The sequence below is a fragment of the Rhodoferax sp. LS1P39 genome, from assembly GCF_056521425.1.
Genome location: NZ_JBWMAV010000026.1, coordinates 1 through 9678, shown reverse-complemented (window position 1 = coordinate 9678; position 9678 = coordinate 1). Strand labels below are relative to the sequence as shown.

Annotated in this window: 7 protein-coding genes; 6 read left to right on the top strand and 1 reads right to left on the bottom strand. The window is 67.6% G+C overall.

What is annotated here, in order from left to right; all coding sequences use genetic code 11:
- Window positions 1-138: 138 nt before the first annotated feature.
- Entirely contained in the window at window positions 139-1380 is a 1242-nt protein-coding gene (locus tag AC097O_RS24085; RefSeq protein WP_479595463.1) for a winged helix-turn-helix domain-containing protein, read from the bottom strand.
- Between the two features lie 340 nt (window positions 1381-1720).
- On the opposite strand from AC097O_RS24085, the gene AC097O_RS24080 reads away from it, so the two are divergent.
- From AC097O_RS24080 to mdoH, 6 genes are all read left to right on the top strand, one after another.
- A complete protein-coding gene (locus tag AC097O_RS24080) occupies window positions 1721-1912 on the top strand; it encodes a hypothetical protein (RefSeq protein ID WP_479595462.1) in 192 nt (63 codons plus the stop codon).
- Between the two features lie 163 nt (window positions 1913-2075).
- Window positions 2076-3539, top strand: a complete 1464-nt coding sequence (locus AC097O_RS24075) for a HAMP domain-containing sensor histidine kinase (RefSeq protein ID WP_479595461.1) — start codon at window positions 2076-2078, stop codon at window positions 3537-3539.
- A complete protein-coding gene (locus tag AC097O_RS24070) occupies window positions 3532-4128 on the top strand; it encodes a hypothetical protein (protein ID WP_479595460.1) in 597 nt (198 codons plus the stop codon). Before AC097O_RS24075 ends, AC097O_RS24070 begins: the two co-directional genes overlap by 8 nt.
- The gene (locus tag AC097O_RS24065) at window positions 4125-5549 is read left to right on the top strand and encodes a sigma 54-interacting transcriptional regulator (RefSeq protein WP_479595459.1); all 1425 of its coding nucleotides are present in this window, start codon (window positions 4125-4127) and stop codon (window positions 5547-5549) included. Before AC097O_RS24070 ends, AC097O_RS24065 begins: the two co-directional genes overlap by 4 nt.
- Window positions 5550-5792: 243 nt before the next feature.
- Window positions 5793-7253: a glucan biosynthesis protein G gene (locus AC097O_RS24060; RefSeq protein ID WP_479595458.1), complete on the top strand. Its 1461-nt coding sequence runs from the start codon at window positions 5793-5795 to the stop codon at window positions 7251-7253.
- Window positions 7250-9376, top strand: a complete 2127-nt coding sequence (mdoH, locus tag AC097O_RS24055) for a glucans biosynthesis glucosyltransferase MdoH (RefSeq protein ID WP_479595457.1) — start codon at window positions 7250-7252, stop codon at window positions 9374-9376. The genes AC097O_RS24060 and mdoH overlap by 4 nt, the downstream gene beginning before the upstream one ends.
- The last annotated feature ends 302 nt before the right edge of the window (window positions 9377-9678 follow it).

Below are 9678 nucleotides of genomic sequence, written 5' to 3'. Positions count from 1 at the left end.
TTCTACAACAGCGTGCGGCTGCACTCCAAACTGGGCAACTTGCCACCCAATGCTTTCGAGCAGCAATCGGCAATCAAACAACCTATCGCGGTGTCCGAAAAAACTTGACCAGCACAGGTGACGCGTTTTGCAGAATGGCTAGAGCACCCTCACCAAAGCACTGGACAACTGATCACCTAGGCCCTCCGGCACCACCCTCCCCACCCGCACCTCCGGTGTCCCATGCCAATCCGCGCAGCGCTGGATCGCCTCCGCCAAGGCCTTAACCGCCGTATCGCTGAGCTTGACCCCCTCCTCCACAAACAGCGCCTTCACCTCAAACACCCCCTGCGCCCGGTGCGCCTTGGCATCCAGCCGCCCAACCAGGGCTCCCTTGTGCAGGATGGGCAGCACGAAGTAGCCGTAGGTGCGCTTTTCCTCGGGCGTGTAGCACTCTATGCGGTAGTCGAAGCCCCATAGGGTGGAAGCGCGTTCGCGGTCCCAGACCACGGGGTCGAAGGGCGACAGCAAGGTGGTGTGGGTGGCACGGAGCTGGCCTGCAACGGCTTTCTCTAAAAGCTCGGCGTGCTGGTGGTGCACGTAGCCGGGGGCCGTCCAGCCCTGCACCTCCACGCGCTGTACCACGCCTTGCGCCACCAGCGCGTCAAGGTCGGCATCCTTGGTGCGCGGCTTTTGGCGGAAGTAGTCGTGGACCCAGCGGGCCTGGGTGATGCCCAGGGCCAGGATGGCTTTTTCTACAAAACCGGTGTGCACCTCGGCGGCAGCGGGCAGCGGGGCGTGGGCCAAGTGGGGGTGCACGCGGTGGGCCAGGTCGTAGACCCGTTGGAAGCTGTCGCGCCGGGCCACCATCAGCTCGCCGCTGGCAAATAGGGCCTCTAACCAGCGTTTTTCGTCCTTGCGGTCCCACCAGCCGCCGCTGGTTTTGCCGTCGGTGCGGGCAAATTCGGAGGACTTGACCGGGCCATTGATGCCGATGTGGGCCAGCAGAGCGTCGAGCTCGGTGCGCTGGCGGGCCTGGATCGCCTGCCCGTGTACCAGGCCCCAGTGGCGGCGGGTGCCCTGGTTGTAACTGCGGTGCAGCAGCAGGTCTTCTACCGGCGCAAAGCAAGCCTCGTGGGCCCAGGTTTCAAACAACTGGCCGCTGGCCAGGGCGGCATCCAGCCAGGCCTGCGGGTAGGCCCCTAGCCGCGAAAACAGCACCAGATAGGGGCTGCGCGCCACCACGCTGATGGTGTCGATCTGCAGCAATTGCATGCGCCGGATGCACTGGCGCAGGTCGCTGGGTGTTGCCTTGCGGCGTGGCGGGTTCAGCAAACCCTGGGCGGCCAGGTGCAGGTTGCGGGCTTGGGGGAGCGTCAGAGTCTGCGTTGGGGTTTGCATGGTGGTTACTATGGAATAGATAGCTGCTTGCGCCCACAGAATAAGCACAGGAGGCCTAAAAAGCTTGCAAGCCATTGTGCAGCATTTTTGCCACAACCGGCTTGCGCAGGCAGCGGGGTTTCCGCCAGAATCGCGCCTTCGCCACTGTGCACTGCCCTGCAACGAATAGCCTTGCAGGGTTTAAACCTTAGCCACCTTCGCGAACCCCATGACCCATCGTCCCACCTAACGCTCGCTCCCTTCCGCCCGGCTGGATGCGTGCAATTCACATCCCGCCCAAGGCTGACCGACTACGCCTTGGCACCCCTATGCCGAGGCGTTTTTATTGGAGCGTGCACAGATGAGTGCCAAGATGATTTCGCGCATGAAGCAGCCGATCAGCCTGGTGGTCGCCCTCGACCAGCCACCCCGCAACCACATCGCCCGGGCCCTGGCCCAACGTGCCACCAGTGGCGCGGCGGGCAAACACACCCGCAGCCAGGGGGCCGAGCGGCGCGCCCAAAAAATGGCGCTGGGCAAACTATTGACCTAGATCCAGCAACCCCGCCATTGCTATCAATAAAGAAGCTGCTCACGCCCATTCCATAAGCGAAGAGGCCTAAAAACACCCTTGAAATAACCCTGCAATTGTTGCAGTGCAGCAAGCCCTTCTATACTGCGTCCATACCCTGCCTGCTACCCCAAGGCCTCTGCCTGTGACCCTACGCGCCTCTTTCCGCCAACTGCTGCTGTTCGCCTTCGTGCTGATTGCGCTGCTGCTGGGCGCGGTGTCGCTCAGCGGTTTGCAGGCCCTGCAAGGGGTATTGGCCAAAAGCCGCGAGGCCGGGCAGCAGAGCGTGCAGCTCAACCTGTCCACCCGCGGCCTGGCCGAGCGCAGTACCGACATGGAGCGCGCCGCCCGCCAGTACCTGGTGCTGGGCGACGATGCCTTGCGCCAGCGTTTTGACGATGCCGCCAACCAGGCCCAGGCCATGCTCTTGCCGTTAGGCCAGTACCCACCCACGGCGGCGCTGGCCCAGCAGTGGCTGGCTTCGGTGGTGCGGGTGCGCAGCCAGTTGGCGGATGGGCGGCTGGCCCTGGCGGCCCGGGGCGTGGCGGTGGCGGCCGAGTTCCGCACCTTGGACAACATTTCGCGCGGGCTGACGCTGCAGGTGCAGCAAAGCATTGCCGAGCACAACCAGGAAGTACAAGACGCGCTGGAATCCCAACGCAACCGCCAGGTGCAGCAGGTGCTGGTGGCCATCGTAGCGGCGGCGGCGGCGGCACTGGCCTTTGGGCTGTGGCTGACCCAGCCGCTGCGCCGCCTGGGCGCGGCTATCGTGGCGTTGGGCGAGGGGCGTTTGAGCGAACCGGTAGTGATCCGGGGCCCGTCCGACCTGGCCAGCCTGGGCCGCCAGCTCGACTGGTTGCGCCTGCGCCTGACCGAGCTGGACGAAGACAAGGCCCGCTTTCTGCGCCACACCTCGCACGAGCTCAAAACCCCGCTGGCCGCGCTGCGCGAAGGCGTGGCCCTGCTGCACGAGGGCGTGGGCGGCACGCTGGGCGCCGAGCAGGCCGAGATCGTCGGTATCCTGCAGCACAACACCGGCGTGCTGCAGCAGCAGATTGAAGACCTGCTGCGCTACAACGCCGCCGCCTTCGATGCCCGGCAACTGCAGCGCCGCCCCACCCTGCTGCGCCCCCTGGTGGAGGGCGTGGTGCAGGCCCAGCGCCTGAGCTGGCAAGCGCGCGGCCTGGCGGTGGTGGTGGAAGGCGATGCCACATTGAGCCACCCGGTAGACGCCGAGCGGCTGGGCATGGCGCTGGGCAATCTGCTGTCCAACGCCATCCGGTTCAGCCCGGTGGGCGGGCGTATCCGCTGGTGGGTGGGCCTGCTGGGCAGCAGCGAAGACCGGCACATCGCCTTGCAGATCAACGACGACGGCCCCGGCATCGCCGCCGCCGACCGAGAACACGTCTTCGACCCGTTTTACCGGGGCAGCACCCAGCCGCCGCCCCACAACAGCAGTACCCTCAGCGCCCCACCGCGCGGCAGCGGCATCGGCCTGGCCATCGTGCGCGAGCAGGTTGCCGCCCACGGTGGCCGCGTGCAGCTGATGGCCGACGCAGGCGGTGCCTGCTTCCGCATACTCTTACCTCTGGATGCCCCCTATGCATGACCTATTGCGATGGCTTGGCACGGCCAGCCTGTTGGCGCTGGCGGCCTGTGCCAGCCCACTGCCCCCGGTTTTCACGGATGCCCCTCGCCCGCCAACGCCGGTGCACACCCCGCCCGCACCACCGCCGCCCGCCGTGGAGCCGCCCCCTGTGCTGCCCGCGCCCGACCCCACCGCCCAAGCCGGGCGCGATCTGTTGCGCTGGCAAGACCAACTGCGCCAGACGGCACCCGACGTGCTGCCCGCTATTGCCGCCCGCATCGCGTCTGAGCCCGCCACCCCGGCCAGCGCGGTGCACCTGGCCCTGGTCTGGCTGCACACCCGCACCCCCGGCGATGCCGCCAAGGCCTTGGCCCAGCTGGAAGCCGTGCAAGCCGCCCCTGACCCGGCGGCACTGCCCTGGTTCGACTGGGCGCGCCTGCTCACCGCCCGCGCCACCGAGCAAAAACGACTGGACGAAATCGTCAGCCGCCAGGCCCAGCAACTGCGCGACAGCCAACGCCGCATCGACCAGCTCAGCGAGCAGCTCGAAGCCCTGAAGGCCATCGAACGCTCGCTGGCCCCCCGCAACGGCACAGGCAAAGCCCCATGAGCCCGGCCCGTTTGCAAAACCCGCAGCGCGTGCAGATCCTGGTGGTCGACGACGATGCCGACATGCTGCGCCTGCTGTCGCTGCGCCTGGGCGCGGCGGGTCACCAGGTCACCGCTGTGGCCAGCGCCGAGGAAGCCCTGGCCCGGCTGGAAGTGCTGCGGCCCCAACTGGTGCTGAGCGATGTACGCCTGCCCGGCATGGACGGCCTGGCCTTGTTCGACGCGGTGCAGGCCCGCCTGCCCGGCCTGCCGGTGATTTTGCTCACCGCCCACGGCAGCATCCCCGACGCGGTGGATGCCACGCTGCGCGGGGTGTTCAGCTACCTGACCAAGCCGTTTGACGGACAGGAGCTGCTGGCGGCGGTCAGCCGGGCGCTGGCGGTTTCGGCCACGGCGCGGCCCCTGCCGGGCTCGGCGGGCGAGGTGTGGCGCGAAGATATCGTCAGCCGCTCGGCGGTGATGGACGAGGTACTGGCCGAGGCCCGGCTGGTCGCGCCCAGCGATGCCTCGGTGCTGATCCGGGGTGAGAGCGGTAGCGGCAAGGAGCTGCTGGCCCGCGCCATCCACCGCGCCAGCCCACGCGCCCACGGCCCGTTTGTGGCGGTGAACTGCAGCGCCATCCCCGAGGCGCTGCTGGAGTCCGAGCTGTTTGGCCACGTCAAGGGCGCGTTCACCGGTGCGGTGGCGCACCACCGCGGCCTGTTCCAGAGCGCCCACGGCGGTAGCCTGTTTCTGGACGAAATTGGCGACATGCCGCCCGCCCTGCAGGTCAAGCTGCTGCGCGTGCTGCAAGAGCGCCAGGTGCGGCCCGTGGGGGCGCAGCAGTCCATCGATGTGGATGTGCGCATCGTCTCGGCCACCCACCGCGACCTAGAGGCCGCCCTGGCCAGCGGCGACTTCCGCGAAGACCTGTACTACCGCCTCAACGTGGTCACCCTCACCCTGCCGCCGCTGGCCGAGCGGCGCGAAGACATCGCCCTGCTGGCCCAGCACTTTTTGCAGCGCCTGGCCAGCAAGTACCACAAGCCGCTCAAAGGCTTTGCACCCGATGCCCTGGGCCAGCTGTCCACCGCCGCCTGGCCGGGCAATGTGCGGCAGCTGCACAACGTGGTCGAGCAGGTCTGCGCGCTGTGCACCACGCCGCTGGTGCCGCTGGCCCTGGTGCAGCGGGCGCTGCGCGTGCCCACGGTGGAGGTGCTGGGCTTTACCGAGGCCCGCAACCGCTTCGAGCGCGACTACCTGGTGGGCCTGCTCAAGCTCACCGACGGCCAGGTGGCCGATGCCGCCCGGCTGGCCGAGCGCAACCGCACCGAGTTTTACCGCCTGCTGCAAAAACACGGCCTGACCCCGGGCCTGTTCCGAGGCGACACCGGCCCCGAGTCGCAAAACAGCGACGACCCCGAGCCGCCTGTCGCCCGCTAGCGACAACGGGTTTTCCCTTATTCATCAAGCACTTACGGCCTGCACGGTAGGCCGTGCGCTGGGCTCTGTCGCCAATCAGCGACGCTTTACAGGCCCCCACATCCTGCTACACATGTGAAAAGCAGGCTAAGTGCTTGATCTGAAAGTGTTTTTCACACTGGCCTAGGGTTTGCACTAGGTTTGGGCATGCAATGTCTGAACCGCTCTTTAGCTGCCCTTTTGCTGGCCATCCCGTTGGTCGCAATGTCCACCGACTTCGACTCTGTGGGCGAACGCGCCCGCGCCCTGGCCGCCCAGCCCTACAGCCCCGTGCCCAGCCGCACGCCCGATGTGCTGGCCAAGCTGACCTACGACCAGATGCGCGACATCCGCTTCAAGCCCGAGCAGGCCGCCTGGCGCGCCGCGCAACTGCCGTTTGAGCTGATGTTTTTCCACCTGGGCAAGTACCAGACCGAGCCGGTGCGCCTGGTTGAAACCACGCCCGAAGGCGAGCGCCCCTTCCGCTTCAACCCCCAAGACTTCAGCTACGGCGCCAACACGCTGCAGCCCGCCACCTGGGGCGACATCGGCCACGCGGGTTTCCGGGTGCATTACCCGCTGAACAACCCCGCCTACAAAGACGAGCTGGTGGTGTTCCAGGGGGCCAGCTACTTCCGCGCCCTCAGCGCCGGGCTGCATTACGGCCTGTCGGCCCGTGGGCTGGCAGTAGACACAGCGGGCGGCGGGCCGGAGGAATTCCCCCGCTTCACCGACTTCTGGATCGAGCGCCCCAAAGCCGGTGCCACCGCCATGACCGTGCTGGCCCTGCTGGACTCGCCCCGCGTCTCCGGTGTCTACCGCTTCGAGATCGAGCCCGGCACCACGACGCGCATGAGCGTCAAAGCCCGGCTGTACCTGCGCGACACGCCCAACAACCCCATCCGCACCCTCGGTATCGCCCCGCTGACCAGCATGTTCAGCTTTGGCGAAAACCAACCCAGCCGCACCGACTTCCGCCCCGAAGTGCACGACTCCGACGGCCTGATGCTGGCCAGCGGCGAGGGTGAATGGCTGTGGCGGCCCCTGCAAAACCCGCGCAGCCCGCTGGTCACATCGTTCACCACCCGCGCGCCCAAAGGCTTTGGCCTGATGCAGCGCGACCGCAGCTTCGCCAGTTATGAAGACACCGAAGCGAGCTACGAACGCCGCCCCTCGGCTTGGGTCACGCCGCTGGGCGACTGGGGCGCGGGCCGGGTCGAGCTGGTGCAACTGCCCACGCCCGACGAAACCCACGACAACATCGTCGCCTACTGGGTGCCCGCCACCCTGCCCGCCCCCGGCCAGCCGCTGGACATCGCCTGGCGCGTGGACTGGCAGGGCGATGCCCAGCAGCGCCCCCCCCAGGCCTGGGTGGCGCAAACCCGCGTCGGCCACAGCTTTGCCACGTTGGCGAAAAACGAGCAGCAGTACATCGTGGACTTCGCCGGCCCGGCCCTGCCCAGCAAGGGTGCACTGAAGGCCGTGGCCAGCGCCAACAGCAATGGACGCATCACCGAATCCAACGTGTACCGCGTCGAGGCCACCGGGGCCTGGCGCATGGCCCTGCGCGTGCAAACGCTGAACCCTGCGCAACCGGTGGAGCTGCGCGCCTTTCTTACCGCCCCGTCCAGCACTGGCCCCCAAACGGTCAGTGAGACATGGACCTACATCCAGGTTGCCCCATGAACCACACACCTTCCTCCTCCGGTATGCCCCCCATCCAGCGCGGCTCCATGCGGGCGCAACCCTGGCTCGGCCTGGCCGGTCGCCTGCGCGGCCAGCAAGCCCCTGCCGATGCGCCTTGGCGCGCCAGTGCCGCACGGCACCAGGGCCAAGCGCCCGCCTGGGAAGCCGCAGCCCAGCAGCGCCGCCATTGGCTGCTGTTCTGGATCGCCAGCGCCACCGTGTTTGCCACCGCCCTGCTGTGGCGCGCCCAGCCCGGGGCCGGTAGCGATGTATTGCTGGCCACCCAACTGGGCCTGTTTGCGCTGCTGTTTGCCTGGGTGTCGGCGGGTACGGTGACCGCCGTGATGGGCTTTTGGGTCACCCTGCGCGGCGACCCGCATGCGCTGTCGGCGCGCAGCGCGGCCCACACCGTGCTGCCGCCAGATGCCCGCACCGCCGTCATCATGCCGATCTGCAACGAAGACGTGGCCACGGTGTTTGCCGGGCTGCGCGCCACCTGCGAGTCGCTCAGCACGTCCGGTGCCGAGCGCTTGTTTGATGTGTTTGTGCTGTCCGACAGCAATGACCCTGCCCTGCGTGCCGCCGAGCTCACCGCCTGGCAAGCCCTGCGCGAGCAGCTCGCCAGTGCAGGCAGCCAGCTGCGTGTGCACTACCGCTGGCGCCAGCACCGCACCCGCCGCAAGGCCGGTAACGTGGCCGACTTCTGCCGCCGCTGGGGCCGCAGTTACCGCTACATGGTGGTAATGGATGCCGACAGCGTGATGAGCGGCGACACGCTGGTTACCCTGGCCCGGCTGATGGAAGCCCACCCCCGCGCCGGTATCTTGCAAACCGCCCCCCGCGCCTGCGGCCACGCCACCCTGCACGCCCGCGGCCAGCAGTTTGGCAGCCGCGTCACCGGGCGCCTGTTCACCGCCGGCATGCAGTTCTGGCAGCTGGGCGAGGCCCATTACTGGGGCCACAACGCCATCATCCGCGTGGCCCCGTTCATGCAGCACTGCGCGCTGGCCACCTTGCCCGGCAAGGGCGCGCTGGCGGGCGAAATCCTGTCGCACGACTTTGTGGAAGCCGCGCTGATGCGCCGCGCAGGCTACGAGGTCTGGCTGGTCAACGACCTGGAAGGCAGCTACGAGCAACAACCGCCCCACCTGCTGGCCGAGCTGCAACGCGACCGCCGCTGGTGCCAGGGCAATCTGCAAAACGCCCGCCTGCTGACCGAACCCGGCCTGCGCCCGGTGCACCGCGCCATGCTGGCCACGGGAGCCATGTCCTACGTGTCGGCCCCGCTGTGGCTGCTGTACGTGGTGCTGGGTGCCGCGCTGTGGTTGCACGACAGCGAGATCCCGCTGTGGTCCAGCCGCAGCGTGGCCACCCTGTGGGTATCGACCGCGCTGATGCTGGCCCTGCCCCGGGTGCTGGGCCTGCTGGCGGTGCTGCTGCGCGGTGAGCAGGCGGCCTTTGGCGGCAGCCTGAAGCTGCTGGGCAGCACGATGCTGGAGGCGCTGATGTCCATGCTGCAAGCCCCCCTGCGCATGGCCGCGCACAGCCTGTTCGTGCTGGGCGGCCTGACCGGCTGGAAGCTGGAATGGACATCCCCCCCACGCGAAGCCAGCGACCTGCCCTGGGGCGATGCCGTCCAGCGCTTCGGCCCCCTGGGTCTGGCGGTAGGCTGCCTGCTGGGCGCGGTCGCCTGGTTCGCCCCCGACTCCCTGCTGTGGCTGCTGCCCATGGGCCTGCCGCTGTTGCTGGCCGTGCCCTTTACCGTGCTCAGCAGCCGCGTCGGCCTGGGCCAGCGCCTGCAAGATGCCGGTTGGTTGCTTGTGCCCGAAGAAAGCCGTTCACCCACCGTCTTGAAGCAAGCCTGGCGCTATGCCCACGCCCCGCGCGCCGCCGCCACCCCGTGGTTAACGGACCTGCCGCGCCTGGCGGCCCTGGCCCTGCAAGCCCTGGGCCCGCGCCACACCGGCCAAGGCCTGCGCGGCGAACACCGCCGCCAGCGCGTGCTGCAACTCAGCCGCACCGGCGGCGCCACCCCCAGCGCCGCCGAGCACATGCGCTTCCTCAGCGAACCCCACAGCCTGCGCCTGCTGCACGCCGCGCTGGCGGGGGAACGGGTGCGCTAGGGTTTCTGCATTTTTAGCCTGTTTTTCAGGCATGAAAAATCCTGCCCGTGCTTATTCCATAAGCACGGTAAGCTCCTATTTTTGACTATCAAAATAGAAGTAATCTGTTGCTACTGCACGGGTGGTAGCCAATGGGGGTCGGATCCCAATTGCGCGATCAAAGCTGGCGGTGCGAGAGGGCTGCATCCCGCATTTGGGCTCCGACCCTCATGGCACTAGGATAAGAAGAATTGCCCTGCAAGCAAGGGGTGGGCAGAGCCGCTGACAGTGATAGTCTGGAGTTGCAAAACGAACCAGAAATC